At 70.8% G+C, this 15759-nt stretch carries 16 protein-coding genes and 1 tRNA gene; 10 read left to right on the top strand and 7 right to left on the bottom strand.

Features of this window, described 5'->3' with window-relative positions; genetic code table 11:
• Positions 1-63 precede the first annotated feature (63 nt).
• The 3 genes from ACFRCG_RS04865 (at position 64) to ACFRCG_RS04855 (ending at position 3971) form a co-directional block, all read left to right on the top strand.
• A complete protein-coding gene (locus ACFRCG_RS04865) occupies positions 64-2628 on the top strand; it encodes a serine/threonine-protein kinase (protein WP_380028840.1) in 2565 nt (854 codons plus the stop codon).
• 307 nt (positions 2629-2935) lie between these two features.
• On the top strand, positions 2936-3376 hold the full coding sequence (locus ACFRCG_RS04860; protein ID WP_380028838.1) for a DUF6325 family protein: 441 nt from the start codon (positions 2936-2938) through the stop codon (positions 3374-3376).
• A gap of 127 nt (positions 3377-3503) precedes the next feature.
• The gene (locus ACFRCG_RS04855; RefSeq protein WP_380028836.1) at positions 3504-3971 is read left to right on the top strand and encodes a hypothetical protein; all 468 of its coding nucleotides are present in this window, start codon (positions 3504-3506) and stop codon (positions 3969-3971) included.
• A gap of 76 nt (positions 3972-4047) precedes the next feature.
• Here ACFRCG_RS04855 and ACFRCG_RS04850 read toward each other — a convergent pair whose 3' ends face one another.
• Positions 4048-4374 carry a rhodanese-like domain-containing protein gene (locus ACFRCG_RS04850; protein WP_380028834.1) on the bottom strand — a complete coding sequence of 109 codons (327 nt, stop codon included), beginning with the start codon at positions 4372-4374 and terminating at the stop codon, positions 4048-4050.
• 43 nt (positions 4375-4417) lie between these two features.
• On the opposite strand from ACFRCG_RS04850, the gene ACFRCG_RS04845 reads away from it, so the two are divergent.
• Positions 4418-5068, top strand: a complete 651-nt coding sequence (locus ACFRCG_RS04845; RefSeq protein WP_380028832.1) for a TetR/AcrR family transcriptional regulator — start codon at positions 4418-4420, stop codon at positions 5066-5068.
• Positions 5069-5114: 46 nt separating this feature from the next.
• The gene (locus tag ACFRCG_RS04840) at positions 5115-5576 is read left to right on the top strand and encodes a hypothetical protein (RefSeq protein ID WP_380028830.1); all 462 of its coding nucleotides are present in this window, start codon (positions 5115-5117) and stop codon (positions 5574-5576) included.
• Here ACFRCG_RS04840 and ACFRCG_RS04835 read toward each other — a convergent pair.
• On the bottom strand, positions 5545-5739 hold the full coding sequence (locus ACFRCG_RS04835) for a hypothetical protein (protein WP_380028828.1): 195 nt from the start codon (positions 5737-5739) through the stop codon (positions 5545-5547). The two genes, ACFRCG_RS04840 and ACFRCG_RS04835, sit on opposite strands and share 32 nt — an antisense overlap.
• 150 nt (positions 5740-5889) lie before the next feature.
• Here ACFRCG_RS04835 and ACFRCG_RS04830 point away from each other — a divergent pair, with 150 nt between their 5' ends.
• Together ACFRCG_RS04830 and ACFRCG_RS04825 are read left to right on the top strand one after the other, a co-directional pair.
• The gene (locus ACFRCG_RS04830) at positions 5890-6735 is read left to right on the top strand and encodes a helix-turn-helix domain-containing protein (RefSeq protein WP_380028825.1); all 846 of its coding nucleotides are present in this window, start codon (positions 5890-5892) and stop codon (positions 6733-6735) included.
• Positions 6732-6938 (top strand): DUF397 domain-containing protein, encoded by a 207-nt coding sequence (locus tag ACFRCG_RS04825; RefSeq protein WP_380028823.1) that lies wholly within the window; start codon positions 6732-6734, stop codon positions 6936-6938. The genes ACFRCG_RS04830 and ACFRCG_RS04825 overlap by 4 nt, the downstream gene beginning before the upstream one ends.
• A 15-nt stretch (positions 6939-6953) precedes the next feature.
• Here ACFRCG_RS04825 and ACFRCG_RS04820 read toward each other — a convergent pair whose 3' ends face one another.
• Positions 6954-7607: a hypothetical protein gene (locus ACFRCG_RS04820; protein ID WP_380028821.1), complete on the bottom strand. Its 654-nt coding sequence runs from the start codon at positions 7605-7607 to the stop codon at positions 6954-6956.
• 55 nt (positions 7608-7662) lie between these two features.
• Positions 7663-8862 carry an MFS transporter gene (locus ACFRCG_RS04815; RefSeq protein ID WP_380028819.1) on the bottom strand — a complete coding sequence of 400 codons (1200 nt, stop codon included), beginning with the start codon at positions 8860-8862 and terminating at the stop codon, positions 7663-7665.
• A gap of 186 nt (positions 8863-9048) precedes the next feature.
• Between ACFRCG_RS04815 and gndA the strand changes: the two genes are divergently transcribed.
• Complete coding sequence (gene gndA / locus ACFRCG_RS04810; protein WP_380028816.1) at positions 9049-10485, top strand: NADP-dependent phosphogluconate dehydrogenase; 1437 nt, start codon at positions 9049-9051, stop codon at positions 10483-10485.
• A 52-nt stretch (positions 10486-10537) separates the two neighbouring features.
• Here gndA and ACFRCG_RS04805 read toward each other — a convergent pair whose 3' ends face one another.
• From ACFRCG_RS04805 to ACFRCG_RS04795, 3 genes are all read right to left on the bottom strand, one after another.
• Positions 10538-11095 carry a hypothetical protein gene (locus ACFRCG_RS04805; RefSeq protein ID WP_380028813.1) on the bottom strand — a complete coding sequence of 186 codons (558 nt, stop codon included), beginning with the start codon at positions 11093-11095 and terminating at the stop codon, positions 10538-10540.
• Positions 11096-11277: 182 nt separating this feature from the next.
• A tRNA-Leu gene (locus ACFRCG_RS04800) sits at positions 11278-11361 on the bottom strand.
• 165 nt (positions 11362-11526) lie between these two features.
• Positions 11527-12120 (bottom strand): TetR/AcrR family transcriptional regulator, encoded by a 594-nt coding sequence (locus ACFRCG_RS04795; protein WP_380028810.1) that lies wholly within the window; start codon positions 12118-12120, stop codon positions 11527-11529.
• A 238-nt stretch (positions 12121-12358) separates the two neighbouring features.
• Between ACFRCG_RS04795 and ACFRCG_RS04790 the strand changes: the two genes are divergently transcribed.
• Both ACFRCG_RS04790 and ACFRCG_RS04785 read left to right on the top strand, forming a co-directional pair.
• Positions 12359-13825: a purine-cytosine permease family protein gene (locus tag ACFRCG_RS04790; RefSeq protein WP_380028807.1), complete on the top strand. Its 1467-nt coding sequence runs from the start codon at positions 12359-12361 to the stop codon at positions 13823-13825.
• Between the two features lie 50 nt (positions 13826-13875).
• On the top strand, positions 13876-15519 hold the full coding sequence (locus ACFRCG_RS04785; protein ID WP_380028804.1) for an amidohydrolase: 1644 nt from the start codon (positions 13876-13878) through the stop codon (positions 15517-15519).
• Positions 15520-15759 lie beyond the last annotated feature (240 nt).

Raw genomic sequence — 15759 nt, 5'->3', positions numbered from 1 at the left:
ACCCGGTGGGGGCCGGCGGCTAAAGTGGCCGGCCGACACGACCGGAACGGGGACACGGTAGTCATGGAAGCACTGCGCGACGGGGATCCGACGCGGCTGGGGCCGTATCGGCTGCGCGGCCGGTTGGGTGAGGGCGGGATGGGCGAGGTCTTCCTCGGCACGTCCCCGAGCGGCGTTCGGGTGGCGGTCAAGACCGTGCGTCCGGAGTTCGCGATGGACCACGGTTTCCGGGACCGGTTCAGGCGCGAGATAGACCTGGCGCGGCGGGTGGACAGCGCCTGGACCGCGCCGATCGCCGAGGCCGATCCGGACGCGCGACCGCCGTGGTTGGCCACCGAATACCTGACCGGGCTCTCGTTGTCCGAGGCGATCAATACGTACGGCCCGCTGCCCGAGGGCGCGTTGCGCATCATGGGCGCGCAGTTGGCCGAGGCGCTGATGGCGATCCACCGCGCGGGCCTGATCCATCGCGACCTCAAGCCGTCCAACGTGATCCTCGGGCGGGATCGGCTGCGGGTGATCGACTTCGGCATATCCCGGGCGGCGGACGAGGGCGGGCAGGGGCTGACCGGGACCGGTCGGGTGGTCGGATCGCCGTCGTTCATGTCGCCGGAACAGGCGGGCGGGCGGCGGCTCGGGCCGGAGAGCGACGTGTTCTCGCTGGGTTCGGTGCTGGTCTTCGCCGCCACCGGGCGGGGTCCGTTTCACGTGGAACCTCCGGTGGCGCCACTGCAGATGATGATGCGGGTGTTGCGCGACGAGCCCGCGCTGGCGGAAGTACCGGACGGGCTGCTGGACTTGATTCGGCACTGCCTGGACAAGGAACCCGAGGCGCGACCGGCGCCGGCCGAGATCCTGGCCCGCTGCATGGGCGACTGCGAACCGCCGGTGGGCACTTCGTGGTTACCGGCGGCGCTTGCGGCCGAGTTGGAGCGGCGGCACCTGGGCGATCCGGGGGTGCCGGGCCCGGTCGTGGGCGCCTCGACGGGCGAACCTCCCACCCGCGCGGCGGGGTTGGGCGTGGACGCGGGTACGCCGACGACGGTCGCCGTGGCGGTGTCCGAGTCGGCGGGCGAACGGGCCGTCACGCCGCCGCCACCGGACCTGCCGCCGACCGTCGACGTGCCCGAACCGGCGCCCGGCAAGCGGGGGTTGGCCCGTCGTGCGTTCCTGATCGGCGGCGGCGCGGTGGCCGTGACCGCGGTGGGTGGCGGCGCGGGCTGGTTGTTGATGGGCGACGGCGCGGATCCGGGCCGACGGGTGTGGTCGTATCCGGCGGGCGCCGGCGGTGGTTCGTCGCTGAGCGTGCAGGGCGATCTGGTGTACCACGTCGCCGACGGCGCGGGCGGCGGCAAGGGCCAGGTCACCGCGATCGACGCGGAATCCGGGCAGAAGGTCTGGCGCAGGGCCACCGCGGGCAACTCGGTGTCCGCGCCGCTGGCGACCAAGGACCACCTGTTCGTCGTCTCCTGGACGGTGGACCGCGCGGCCTCGGTGGTGGAGCGGTCCCAGCCGACCCTGTGCACGGTGCACGCCTTCGACCCGGTCGAGGGCGAGCTGCGGTGGAGCCTGGAGTACAAGGCCCGCTGGGTGAACCTGCCGGCCGCCCTGGACCGGGGCCTGCTGTACCTGGGCGTCGCCGAGGAGAACTCCTACAGCAGCGGACCCGGGATGATCGTCGCGATCGACGCGGCCACGCACCGTGAGGTGTGGAGGGCGGGGCTGACGGCGGATACCGGCTTGCCCGGGACGCCGACCTTCGGGAGCGACATGGTGGTCGTCGTCGCCCAGCCCAAGGCGTCCTACAACCCCTCGGCGGTCCGCGCCTTCGACCGGTCCGGCAGGCCGAAGTGGGAGGTCCCGTTCAAGAGCCGGCCGTGGGGGCGCGATCCGGTGATCGTCGGCGATCGGGTGATCACGGTGGTGACCGACAGTTCCAGCGGGGGCGTGTACACCTGGCAGCGGTACGCGCTCGACGCGGCCACCGGAGCGGTGTTGTGGGGGCCCATCCCGGTCGACGGTGGTCAGTCCTGCTCGCTCACCGTGGCCGGCGACCACGTCTTCCTGGTCTACGACGGAGCCACCGACGAAGCCAGGTCGGGTGTGGTGGCGGTGGACCCGCTCACGGGCTCGCAGGTGTGGAAGTTCGATATGGACGCCCGGAACGCGAGCCGGATCACCCGGGTGGACGACGTGGTCTACCTCGCGTGTCACCCGTCCAAGCCGCAGGCGGGCGTGACGCCGAGCGCGACCACGACCGCCGGTCCGACGCCCACCAACTCGCCGGCCACGTCGGTGTACAAGGGCAAGGTCTACGCGTTGGACGCGCGTACGGGCGTGGTGCGGTGGTCGGCCGAGATGCCCTCGTACGGCGCACTGGAGGCCCCCGTCGTCGCGGGCGACAAGGTCTACGTGGCGATGGACGCCACCAGGCCGAACGCCTCCGGCGACGAGGCGGCCCAACTGCTGGCCCTGCACACGAAGACGGGCAGGACCGCCTGGAAGGCCCCCCTCCCCTCCCCGGTCTCCTCCCGCCCGGTCGCGGCAAAGGGCAACGTGTACATCGCCCAGTGGCTCCGCCCGGACGAGGGCAACCCAAACGCCTCGGTAACCGCATACGAGCAGTGACACCGAGCCGACCCGGATCGGCGTCCCGGTCGGCAAACGCCCGACCCAGCGGAACACACCCCCTCCGCCGAAGGCGGCCCGCGCGCATCCTCCATCGCCGGCGTGCGCGTGCGCGTGCGCGCGGACACATGAAAGGGCGCGCAGCGGGAACGGGAAGGCCGGTTGCGGTATCCGGTTGGCCGTTCGGCCGCCGACTCTCGCCTCCGGTCCCCGGCTTCCGGTGGCCGCGGGTCGTGGGCGTCGGCTGCTCCGTATCGGGTACCCGGGGTTTCGCGACACACACCCCTACTCCCCGAGACGAGGAAGCATGGCCGAGTTGGGACCCGTCGACGCGATCGTGTTGGGTTTTCCGGGTCAGCGGCTGACATCGGCCGTACTCGACGCGTTCGAGTCGGTCGAGGAGCGCGGCGATGTCCGGTTGATCGACGCTCTGATCGTGGTCAAGGACGTCGCGGGGGTGGTGAGCAGCCACGAGGTCAGCGAGTTCGAGGGGCTGCGCGACATGGCGGCGGAGCTGGCCGCGCGCGAGCTGCTGGGCCTGGCCGGCGCCGAGGACGCCGAGCAGATCGGGCAGGTGATGCCGCCGGATTCGCTGGTCGTGGTGCTGTTCGTGGAGAACACCTGGGCCCGCGAGGTGGCGACCCGGATCCGCGATTCGGGCGGCCGATTGCTCTCGTACACCCGCCTGCCGCAATCCGTCCTGGACGACGCGGAGGAGACCCTGGCGAGCAGCACCGACGGCGGCTGAGCCCGGCGGGCCGACGGAAACGAATCGATTTCCGGAGGGTAAAGCAGGGCAAAATCCTGCAACCCGCCCCACCGGTTGGACGTCTCAGCCGACGCAAGGGCACATCCCCAAGCACGTGGAGGTCGACATGACCGCCGGAATTCGCCGTACCGCCGTCGTCGCGGTGACCGCGGGACTCCTGCTCACCGGTGGCCTCGCGGCCCCGGCACTCGCCGCGGAGGCATCACCGCCCGGCAGCCATCAGGCGGCCCGTCAAATCGGTGTCGTGGAGAAGGTGACCGCCTTCTACGACCAGTACCTGGACGCGATCAACGGCACCAACCCCAACATGGACCCGACCGAGGTCCGCAACGAATTCCTCACCCCCGAACTCAACGCCCGCCTGGACGCGTGGGCCGAAGAGAACATGGCCGACCCGGTCTTCCGCGCCCAGAACACCCCGGAGAGCCGCGACGTCCGCTACGAGGGCAGCGGCGCCGGCCACGCGACGGTCATCGTCACCGAGCACTTCGGCGACGGCTCGACCATCGACGTCTGGTACCAGGTCCCGCTCGACGGCAGCCGCATCTCGGACCTGACGGATCCGCCGCGGTAGCCGGTTCGAAGCAAGCGGGGAGGGCCGAGACGGCGTCTCGGCCCTCCCCCTTTTCCCGCCCGATCCCGGGAAAGGGTCAGGCGGACTCGGTGGGCAGCCCGGCGCCGACCCAGTCCTCGATGCCCTCGGCGTACTTGCGCACGTTCGTGTACCCGAGGTGCGTCAGCCGATCGGCCACCTGGCCACTGTTCGGGCAGGCCGGGTTCGAGCAGTAGGTGACGATCGCGGCGTCGCGGTCCGGCAGCAGCGTCGGCGCAAGGGCGTCCACGTCGTCCCGAACCAGGGCGACGGCCCCCGGCAGGTGTTGCTTGGCCCAGTACTGCCCGCCGAGCGCGTCGACGACGGTCACGCCGCCGCCGGCGATCTCGGCGCGCAGTTCGTCCCGGGTGATGAGTGCGGTCATGGCGGTGCCTCCACCTCACAGAGAATCGGACTATAGTCCGCTTGTGCCTCGAGACATTAACGGACCGCAGTCCGCTTCTGCAATCCCGGTGAGCCTGGACCTGCTCCGCACTCCGCCGCCCAAGGAACGCGCCGACGCGGCCCGCAACCGCGCCGCCATCCTGGAAGCCGCCGCGAAGCTCTTCGCCGAACACGGCGTGGCCGCGGTCTCGATGGACCAAATCGCCACGGAAGCCGGCGTAGGCAAGGGCACCCTGTTCCGCCGCTTCGGCGACAAGTCGGGCCTGGCCACAGCCCTCCTGGACGCGAGGGAGCGCGCTCTACAGGAGGCCATCCTCAGCGGCCCACCCCCACTCGGCCCAGGAGCCCCGGCGGAGCAACGCCTCACGGCGTTCCTCAACGCCTACCTGGACTACCTCCTGGAACACCTCGACCTGATCCGCATGTCGGAGACGTCGACCCCGGGTGCCCGCTACCGAATCGGCGCCTACAAGTTCTGGCACCGCCACGTGGCGATCCTGCTGCCCCCGCAAACCCCGGACCCGACCTACACGTCCCACGCCCTACTGGCCCCGCTGTCCGCCGAACACGTAACAGCCCTCCTCCCGGACCTGGGCCCGACCCGCATCCGAGAGGGCATCCTCCACCTGACCAAAACAACAACCCGATCCTCCACCGGAGACTCGACACCATGAAGCGAAGTACGCGCTGACCGCTTTGGGACCGCAGGTGCCGGACCAATTGATCGCAGCAGTACCGGAGTTGACTTCGGTCAAACTCGCGGGCCACGGACCCGACATCGACCGGCCCCCGCCGCACGACGGCATGAGCGGTCCGCGCGGCCCCGGCCCACCGTTCATCCACTTTGAGCAGAGTGGCAAAGCCCGGGCGCCACAGCCCTGTTGTGGCCGGCAGCATGACGATCGTGAGCCGGGTCATCACGCACAACGCCGGCGGCGAGGCGGTCGTCTCGACGACGGCTGGGACGAGGAGTTCGGGAGGAGTGAGCTGCGCACCGTCGAGGAGGGCAGGGTCGAAGTGTCCCTGTGGCGTTACGCGGATGACGACTGGATGGTGTCGCTCGACTACGCGCGCGACCCGCTGCCGGTCGACGAGACGGAGGCGCTCCGGCGAACGATCCTGCACGCCGCAGCTCGCGCAGGACTCGCCATCACCGCCCAAGGACGTGGACGAGCCGGCTGACGATGGCCTGGGTGACGAGGACCTGGACGACGACGGCCCAGGCCAAGGCCGATCTGAAGGCGTACGCCCACCGCGAGCCCAGCGCGGCGTCCGCGACCGGCTCGGAGGCCATCGACACCAGGCTCTCCCGCGATTCGTCCAGGAGCCGAAGCTCGTCGCTCACCCGTCGGACATGCCTGCCTACATCCCTTCCGCACCAGATACACCCCGCTTGCACGAGTGTGCACCTTCGTCACAGTCAGATGCAATCTGCTCACAGAATGCAATTGCACCTCTACTCGACAGACAGTGACCCCGTCGCCACACTTGCGCCGTGAAGACATCAAGCCCCGTGGTCCGCCGCCGACGCCTCGGACTCGAACTGCGCGCTATCCGTGAGTCCGTCGGCCTCAAGGGTGAGGAAGCAGCGAAGCGTCTGACCTGGTCGAACTCCAAGCTGTCCCGCATCGAGACGGGGCGGACCACGCCGACGGCGGCGGATGTGACGAAGCTGCTCGACCTCTACGACGTCACGGACACCGCCCGGCGCGAAGTGCTGGCGGTGCTCACCCGCGAAGCCCGAAAGAAGGGCTGGTGGCAGCTCTACAGCGAGGTGCCGTACTCGACCTACATCGGCTTGGAAACCGAGGCGTCACAGATGCAGACGTATCAGCACGTGATCCCGGGCCTCTTCCAAACCGAGCACTATGCCGAGGCGATCAACCGCGCCACCACGATCGGGTTGACCGAGGAGATGCTTGAGCAGCGGCTCGAAGTGCGCCTGACCCGCCAGGAGATCCTGACGCGACCGGCACCGCTGGAGGTTCGCGCCGTCTTGGACGAAGCCGCGATCCGCCGTGAGGTGGGCGGCCCTGACGTGATGCGGGAGCAGTTGCGGCGATTGCTTGACGTCGCCGACCTGGAGAACGTCATCATGCAGGTCATCCCGTTCTCAGCGGGCGCCCACTTTGGGACACTGGTCGGGCCGTTCGTCATCTTGAGCTATTCGCACCCCTCCGACCCGGACATCGTCTACGTCGAAGGGAACACCGGAGATCCCTATCCGGACCGCACGGGCGAGGTTGAGCACTACAGAGTGATGTTCGACCATCTGAGGGCTGCCACGTTGAGCGTTGCGAAGACGCAGGACCTGATCCGGAAACTATCGAGGGAACTATGAGTGCGCAGCGGCACCACAGAGCATCGGCAAAGGGCCTGCATGCATGGCGAACCTCCAGCCACAGCCAGGGCAATGGTGAGTGCGTCGAGGTCGCTCCCACGGTGGGTGGGGCGGCGGTCAGAGACAGCAAGGACCGCGCAGCGGGTATCGTCCGCGCGGACCACGGCGCCTGGGCGGCGCTCGTCGCCGGGATCCGGCGCTGACGCGGGCACCGGAAATCAGCGAATGGCCATGACGGAAGGAACCGTTTGCCAGGCTTGCTCGTGGGGGATTTCCGTGCCCGGGGTGTGGCCGGCTTCGATGTGGGTCAGGACGGATTCGATGTAGTGGCTTTGGCCGTCCGTGCGCATCGGGGCGATCTTCGCGGCGGCGAACTTGCGGATCGTGCTTGCGTCGGCGTGGGTCCACAGGCGGTCGGTGGCCAGGGCCAGGCGGGTGAGGACGTACTCGAACGTCGCGTGGGAGAACTGGAGTTCCGAGCCGGCCGGCGGTTCGAGCGTGGGGTGGGCGGTGAAGCCGCGGAGTTTGACCAACGCGTCGGGCTCCGGGACGAGCCGGCCCTCCTCCGGGGGTTCGAGGGCTTCCAGGTGGGCCAGGCCGTTGCGCAGCCGCTGGGTGACGCCCTGCTCCGTGCGCTCCGAGACGCAGCGGCCGACGAGTTCGGCGCCGTCGAGGGCCAGGTGCGCGGCGGCGAGGTAGTGGGCCTGCGCCACCAACGCCCCGGCCGCCGACACGAATTCGCGCAGGACGCCGGCGGTGTGGAGATACTTGCAGGCGTAGGGCGATATCCCGTACCGCGCGGAGGCCGGTGCCCACACCTCCGCCTCGCCGCGCGGCAGGGCGTGTCGGGTACGTCGGATCGATGGCTTCATGGCCCCATGGGTACCGCCGCCCCCGACCCTCGGACAACCGGATTTCGCCGCCGGATCACTCCGCCGCCGGCTCGACGGCAAGGTGATGGGAGAGCAGGGGGATCGCCGCCAGGGACACCACCAGGGTCCCGGCGCCGGCCAGTTGCAGGGCTCCCGTACCACCCAGGGCGGTTGCCGCAGGACCGCCCAACGCGGCGCCCGTCAGGTTGGCGGCGTTCAGGCCGGCACTGGACGTGGCGAAGGCCCGGCCCCGGGTCTCGGGTGGGACGCGGGCGTGGATCAGGTTGCGAATGGCCAGGTTGGCCAGCACGTTGGCCACGCCCATCAGGACGAACATGGCCACGGCGACCGCGAACACCGCCGCCGTGGCGCTGATCAGCAGGCACCCGCCGGACAACATCCCGGCACCGACCAGCACCGCCGGCTGCCGCCCCACCGGGATCCGCCCGGCCAACAACGCCGCGGCCATCAACATCCCGGCCATGTGCGCGCTGACCAACCAGCCGTAGCCCGTGTCGTCGGCGCCCAGGTCGTCCCGCACGAAGAACACCCGTGCCACGTTCAGGATCGCGGTGAACACGACCGCCACCGCGAGGGTCGGGATCGCCACCCGCAACACCCGATCGCCGCCGAGTACGCCGATCCCTTCGCGCACCTGCGCCGGCCACCACGGCCGGTCCCGCCCGCCCGACACCGGCTCGCGCCGGATCCGCAGCGCCACGAACGCCGCCGACATCACCACGTAGGACACCACGTTCCCGAGCAGGACCACCCGATCACCGACCCCGGCGACCGCCGCCCCGGCCGCCGCCGGACCCGCCACATTGCCGACCGAGCGAAACGTCTCCATCCGCGCATAGCCCCGCGCCGCGCCCTCGTCCCCCACGATCTCCGGCACGAGCAGCTGCAACGTCGGCGACACCACCGCCAACCCCGCCCCGAGCAACGCCAACAGCACGATGACGCCCACCACATTCGTGGTGACCACCAACCCCAGCGCCACCACCGCCTGAAGCCCGGTCGCCACGACCACCAACCGGCCGCTCTCCACCCGGTCCACCAGCGGCGCGGCCAATGGCCCCACCACCACGATCGGCAACACGCTCGCCACCACCAGGGCCGAGATCACCGCGCCCGACCGCCCCTGATCGTGTAATCGCAGGATCAGCACGACCATCGCCATCTGGTCCCCCATCGCGGACACCCCGTAGGCCGCCGCCACCACGGACAGCACGACTTCGCGATTCCGGCTCATCCACGGATCCTGCCCACCGACACCGACGCCCGCACCGTCCGCACCGCCACCGCGGCCCTGCGGCCCCGCATCACCGCCCACCCGCACGCCGGCGTGTTGCGCCCGGGAGGGATCAACCCCTCCCGCACAGGATGTTGTCCGAGTGATCTCGGATGATCATCACCATCGCCGACAGGAGCTGACGACATGGCGGAGCGCGCACACATCGGTGTCACCGGACTGGCCGTGATGGGCCGCAACCTGGCCCGCAACTTCGCCCGACACGGGCACACCGTCGCCGTGCACAACCGGACCTCGGCCAGGACCCGGGCCCTGGTCGACGAGTTCGGTCACGAGGGCGACTTCCTACCCGCCGACACCGCCGAGGAGTTCGTCGCCCTCCTCGAACCGCCCCGCCGCCTGGTGATCATGGTCAAGGCCGGCGCCCCCACCGACGCGGTGATCGACGAGTTCGCCGCGCTCCTCGAACCCGGCGACATGATCGTCGACGGCGGCAACGCGCACTTCGCGGACACCCGCCGCCGCGAGGCCGCACTGCGCGAGCGCGGAATCCACTTCGTCGGCACCGGCATCTCCGGCGGCGAGGAGGGCGCGCTGCTCGGCCCGAGCATCATGCCGGGCGGCTCCCCCGAGTCGTACGCGGCGCTCGGCCCGATCCTGGAGGACATCGCCGCGAAGGTCGACGGCGTTCCGTGTTGCACGCACATCGGCCCGGACGGCGCCGGTCACTTCGTCAAGATGGTGCACAACGGCATCGAGTACGCCGACATGCAGCTGATCGCCGAGGCATACGACCTGCTCGGCCGCGCCGCCGGGTTGCGGCCGGCCGAGATCGCCGAGGTGTTCAAGGGCTGGAACTCCGGCCGCCTGGAGTCGTACCTGATCGAGATCACCGCCGACGTACTCGCCCACACCGACGCGGACACCGGCCGGCCGTTCGTCGACGTGGTCCAGGACCGCGCCGAGCAGAAGGGCACCGGGCGCTGGACCGTACAGACCGCGCTGGACCTGGGGGTTCCGGTCAGCGGCATCGCCGAGGCGGTGTTCGCCCGCTCGCTGTCCGGCCACACCGACATCCGCGCGGCGGGCCGGGGCCTGCCCGGACCGACACCCGCCACGCTCGACGCGGAGGCCGCGGCGCGCTTCGCCGACGACGTCGAGCAGGCGCTGTACGCGTCCAAGATCGTGGCGTACGCCCAGGGCATCCACCAGATCGAAGCGGGCAGCACCGAGTACGACTGGGCGATCGACCCGGGCAAGGTCGCCGAGATCTGGCGCGGCGGCTGCATCATCCGGGCCCGCTTCCTGGACCGGATCCGCGAGGCGTACGACTCCGCGCAGCGGCCCGACTCGCTGCTGAGCGCCGACTACTTCCGCGACGCGCTCGCCGGTGCCCAGGACGCGTGGCGCCGCGTGGTCGCCGCGTCCGCCGAACTGGGCATCCCCGCCCCGGGGTTCGCCGCCGCCCTCGCCTACTACGACGGGCTGCGTTCGCCGCGCCTGCCCGCCGCGCTGATCCAGGCCCAGCGCGACTTCTTCGGCGCGCACACCTACCGCCGGGTGGACCGCGACGGCTCCTTCCACACCGAGTGGTCCCGCGACCGCACGGAACACGCGGTCTGACCGAGGTCGGCGAACCCGGCGGGGGCGCCCACCCCGTCCCCGCCGAACGCCCTCACTCCCAACGCCCCGCCAACAACCGCGTCATCGCGCCCGTCAACGACCCGCGCAACTGCCGCCGCACCGCGGGCGGCAGATGGCGCAGCCACAGGTGCGCCGCCCGATCGCCCATCAACCCCACGCACAGCAGCGGATCCTCGAACAGGAACCCCGGGGCGTGCCAGCTCATGCACACGTTCGGATCGGGGTCCACGGCCGGCACGTGCCGGATGCCCACCGCCGCGAGCGCCGATGCGCAGATCAGACAACACGCGTTGGCTGCGTCCTTGAACTCGCCCGTCCCCAGCGGCAGTCCGAGCATCCGGGCCTGACGCAGGCAGTCCATCTCGGCGTGTAGTCCACGTTTGGCCGAGCCCTCGAGGATCCGCCGACCGAAACTCATCACGCAGTCGGCCTCGACCCGCGCCGGCAACCCCCGCCCGGACGACTGGACCCGCTCGGCGGCAGTGCGCACCCACCCGACCCACTCGCCGGTGATCTTCGGCACGATCATGTCCGCGGGCGGCATCTGCGCGTGGCCGCCGGCAACCTTCGGACAGTACTCGCAGTGCATGGCGCCTCCCCAAAGACGACATGCCGAAAGCTAGCGTGGGCGGGGTCGACGCCACCAGCACAAGACCGGCCGAAACCCAGCGAAAACCCATCGGAACGAACACCGGGTACACACCGGGCGGAAACGCCGGGAACACACCGGGGGCAACCACCGGGGCGGAACATCGAAGAAAAACACCGTTGTGCGGCCGAAGGGACTCGAACCCTCATATCCTCTCGGACGGCAGGACCTAAACCTGCTGCGTCAACCAATTGCGCCACGGCCGCGTACGACCGGCCTTCGCGACGATGCCCCGAGGCCGACCAGGGCTCATGTTAGTGCCCCGAGCTGCGGCCGGCCGGCACATATCGGCCGCGACCAACCGTCCGGCCGGCACTCGGACCCCACCACACCACCCCGAAACCAACCATCCGGCACCCTGGAGCGTGCGCTCAGCCGAGCAGCCGCCCCGTCGCCCGCCGCGCCAACACCAGCGCCCCCTCGCGCGTGGTCCCGCCGAGCCCCAGGACCGTTCGCGTACTCAGCCCCTCGAGCAGCGCCAGCAACTCGGACGCCGCCACCACCGGATCGTCGACGACGAGCACCCCCTTGGCCGCCCCCCGGGCCAGCACCGTGGCCAGGTCCCGCTGCCACCCGAGGTCGATCTCGTCCTGCGCGGCCAGGAGTTCCGCGTTGCCCGCCGTCCGGGCCCACAGCTCCACCCAGAGCATCCAGCGCGGATCGCGCGGGCCGACCGGCAGGTACAGGTCCAGGAACAGGTCCACCTTACGATCGGCGGCGACCCGGCGGGCGAGCAGCCGGGTGCGCTCCTCGGTCAGCCGGTCCTCGCTCCAGCGCAGCGCCGCCAGGAGCAGCTGATCCTTGCTGCCGAAGTAGTACAGGATGTGCCCGCCGCTGGTGCCCAGACGCTCGGCCAGACCGGACATGGTCAGCGCGGCCAGGCCGTTCTCGGCGATCGCCGCGACGGCCTCCTCCAGCATCCGGTCCTGCGCGATCCGACCGTCGCGCCGCCTCGTGGCCACCACCGATACCGCCTCTCGACCGCGCGACCAGCCCGCCCGCGCAAGGGTCCGACCCTACTCCCCCGGCGCCGCGAACCTTGAACGACGGTCAAATTCTCCCCCTCTTCGGCGCGAACTCTTGACACCCTCCCCCACCTCGGCGCACCTTGAGTGACGTTCAAAGTCCTTGAACGTCATTCAAGCTTTCGGCCGGGCCGCGCAGCACGAACGACCGAGCCGCACACCACGAAGAGGAGGTCCGGTGTCCCTGCCCCACACGGACTCCGCGAACGCCGCCGGAAGCGCCGCTCGAAGCGCCCTCCCCCGCGACGCTCCGCACACCAGCCCACCCGGCACCGGCGTCGCCTCCGACGAGCTGTTCCAGGTGGAGACACACGGGATCGACCCGATCCCGGACCACGAGCGCCACGGCAGCGCCAGGGACGTCTTCTGGCTCTGGTTCGGCTCGAACCTCTCCTTCACCTTCGTGATCAACGGCACCCTCGCGGTGATGTTCGGGTTGTCGTTCCTTGCCGCGATCGCCGTAGTCGTGATCACCGGCCTGTCGTTCTTCGCGGTCGGCGCCCTCGGCCTGGCCGGCGTCCGCACCGGCACCGCGACCCTGGTGATCTCGCGCGCCGCGTTCGGCGTACACGGCAACTTCCCGGCCGGCCTGCTCAACTGGGTCGTCGGCATCGGATACACCATCCTCAACACCGTGGTCGGCACCTTCGCCCTCGAAGGACTGTTCGCCAAACTCGGCTGGGCCGGCGGCGACCTCGCCCGGGTGGTCGCGCTGGCGATCACCCTCTCGCTCACCTTCGCGGTGGCGATGTGGGGGCACGCCACCGTGCAGGCCGCGGAGCGCTGGATGGCCTACGTCCTGGGCATCGGCTTCGGCCTGCTGATCCTGTTCGTGGTCCCCGGCCTGAAGACCGGCGACGCGCCCGAGACCTCGAACACGTTCCACGCGATCTCGCTCGCCGTGCTCGTCATGGTCGCCGGCCCGATCTCCTACCTGCCGATGCCCTCGGACTACACCCGCTACCTGCCCCGGGACACCTCGCTGCGCTCGATCACCCTGTGGGGCGCGGCCGGCGGAATGCTCTCCTCGGTGCTGCTCGGCGTACTCGGCGTGGCCGCGGCCACCCAGGCCGACATGAGCGACCCGGTGGCGGGCGTGGCCGATCTGGTACCCGGCTGGTTCGAGGCACCGTTCCTGCTGCTCGTGGTGGGCGGCTCGATCACCAACTCGATCCTGACCCTGTACTCCTCCAGCCTGAACCTCCAGGTCCTCGGCATCCCGTGGTCGCGCTCCAAGGGCATCCTGGTCAGCACCGCGTTCATCCTGGTCGGCTCGTTGTGGGCGCTGTTCAACGGCGACTTCACCGACAACCTGACCAGCTTCCTGTCCGTGCTCGTGGTGGTCTTCGCGCCGTGGGGCGGCGTGTTCATCGCCGACACGCTGATGCGCCGCTGCCGCTACGACACCGACGGCCTGCACGACATGCGCGGCGGCGCCTACTGGTACACCCGCGGCTTCCATCCCGCCGGGATGATCGCGCTCGGCGCCGGCATCGTCTTCGCCGCGCTGACCGCCGAGTCCGCGCTGTGGACCGGCGCGCTCGTGGCGACCTTCGACGGCGACTTCACGCTGCTCGGCGCGGTCGTCTCCGGACTTCTCTACTGGGCCCTCGCCCGCCGCGAACCGCAGTTCGCCAAGCACTGATCCACCCGCACACACCCCCCATCGCACCGCCACCCTCTGGAGTTGTCACCGTGTCCCGCACCGCCGACCTGGTCCTGCGCAACGCGCTCATCCACACCGTCGACCCCGATCTGCCCGAGGCCGAGGCGATGGCCGTCCGGGACGGGCGGATCGTGTGGGTGGGCGCGGACGCCGACGCGGCGGCCTGGATCGGTGCGGAGACCACCGTGCTCGACGGCGCCGGGCGGCGGGTGCTGCCCGGCTTCATCGACGCGCACAACCACGTCCGGCTCGGCTCTGACGACGCCTGCGTACAACTCGCGGGGGCGCGCACGTTGGCCGACATCCACGCACGGATCGGCGCCTGGCTGGCGGCCAACCCGGACGCCGAGTGGATCGAGGCGGAGGCGTTCGACTACTCGGCGATCCCCGACGGGCGCATGCCGCGCGCGAGCGACCTGGATCCGGTCACCGGCGACGTGCCGGCCTTCGTACTCAGCTACGACGTACACACCGCGTGGCTCAACAGCGCCGCGATCAAGCGGCTCCGCATCACCCGGGACAGCGACGTGTTGCCCTTCGGTCGGGTGGACAAGGACCCGCGGACGGGCGAACCGACGGGCTTCGTCAAGGACTTCGCGGTGCGCGGCCTCTCCCGTGACGGGCATCGGGCGCTGCGGGAGTTGGGCGTGCCGTGGGCCTCGGCCGACCGGCAGTACGGGCGGCTGGCCAAGAGCCTGGACGACGCGATCCGGTTCGGCATCACCACCGTGGTCGAGCCGCAGAACTCGCTCGACGACCTGGCCCTGTACACCCGGGCGCGGCACGAGGGTCGGCTGCGCTCGCGGATCGTCGCGGCGCTGTTCCACCCGCGCGGCACGACCGACGCCGACCTGGACGAATTCGCGGCGGCGGCACGGGAGTTCGCCGACGATCGGCTGCGGGTGGGGCCGCTGAAGCTGTACATCGACGATGTGGTCGAGCCGCGCACCGCCGCGCTTCTGGAGCCGTATCGCGGATGCGCCCGTCATCGGGGCGAGACGTTCTACCCGGCGTCGGAGTTCGCCGACCTGCTGGCGCGGCTGGACGGTCGGGGCTTCCAGTGTTTCGTGCACGCGACCGGCGACCGGGGCATCCGCACGGTCCTGGACGCGGTCGAGCACGCCCGGGCGGTCAACGGCGAGCGGGACGCGCGGCACCAGGTGGTGCACGTGGAGTGCCTGGATCCGGCGGATGTGTCCCGCTTCGCCGAGCTGGGCGTGGTGGCGTGCATGCAGCCCAGGCACTGCGCGCCGGAGATCGCCGGGCCGGGGCAGGACTGGGCGGAGAACGTCGGCGAGGAGCGCTGGCACAAGGCGTGGCCGATGCGGAGCCTGCGGGCCGCCGGGGCGGTCCTGGCGCTGTCCAGCGACTGGAACGTGGCCGAGATGGACCCGATGGTCGGCGTGTACACCGCGCTCACCCGTGCGCCGCTGGCCGGCGGGGCGGCGTGGATCCCGGAGGAGACGCTCGACGTGGAGGCCACGATCCACGGCTACACGATGGGGTCGGCCTACGCGAACTTCCTGGAGCACGAGCGCGGTTCACTCACGGTCGGCAAACTCGCCGACTTCGTCGTACTCTCCCGCGACATCATGCGGGTCGCTGCCGCGGAGATTCCGGGCACGGTCTGCGAGGTCGTCGCGGTCGGCGGCGAAATCGTCCACACGGCCTAGCGGCCGGCCCGCGGCGGCCTCAAACGCCGGCCGGGCTGAGGTGGGCTCGGCCCGGCGCCCGGGCGGGCGGCCTCAAACGCCGGCCGGGCTGATTTACCCGGCCTCCGGCCGAGGTGGCCTCAAACGCCGGCCGGGCTGGATTTTGCTCAGCCCGGCCGAGCACCGAGACCACCGCTCGACTTCAGGCCAAGCCGACATCAGCCCGGCCGGCGTTTGAGGCCGCCCGCCCGGGCGCCGGGC

This window comes from Embleya sp. NPDC056575 (assembly GCF_042793325.1).
Classification (GTDB): domain Bacteria; phylum Actinomycetota; class Actinomycetes; order Streptomycetales; family Streptomycetaceae; genus Embleya.
Note: the sequence above shows the minus strand (reverse complement) of the source record. Positions and strands in the feature narration are given on the sequence as shown.

Bases quoted from the DNA above. Each gene is read 5' to 3' on its own strand.
- ACFRCG_RS04865 (WP_380028840.1), top strand. From the start codon at position 64: ATGGAAGCACTGCGCGACGGGGATCCGACGCGGCTGGGGCCGTATCGG.
- ACFRCG_RS04860 (WP_380028838.1), top strand. From the start codon at position 2,936: ATGGCCGAGTTGGGACCCGTCGACGCGATCGTGTTGGGTTTTCCGGGT.
- ACFRCG_RS04855 (WP_380028836.1), top strand. From the start codon at position 3,504: ATGACCGCCGGAATTCGCCGTACCGCCGTCGTCGCGGTGACCGCGGGA.
- ACFRCG_RS04850 (WP_380028834.1), bottom strand. From the start codon at position 4,374: ATGACCGCACTCATCACCCGGGACGAACTGCGCGCCGAGATCGCCGGC.
- ACFRCG_RS04825 (WP_380028823.1), top strand. From the start codon at position 6,732: ATGAGTGCGCAGCGGCACCACAGAGCATCGGCAAAGGGCCTGCATGCA.
- ACFRCG_RS04820 (WP_380028821.1), bottom strand. From the start codon at position 7,607: ATGAAGCCATCGATCCGACGTACCCGACACGCCCTGCCGCGCGGCGAG.
- ACFRCG_RS04815 (WP_380028819.1), bottom strand. From the start codon at position 8,862: ATGAGCCGGAATCGCGAAGTCGTGCTGTCCGTGGTGGCGGCGGCCTAC.
- gndA (WP_380028816.1), top strand. From the start codon at position 9,049: ATGGCGGAGCGCGCACACATCGGTGTCACCGGACTGGCCGTGATGGGC.
- ACFRCG_RS04805 (WP_380028813.1), bottom strand. From the start codon at position 11,095: ATGCACTGCGAGTACTGTCCGAAGGTTGCCGGCGGCCACGCGCAGATG.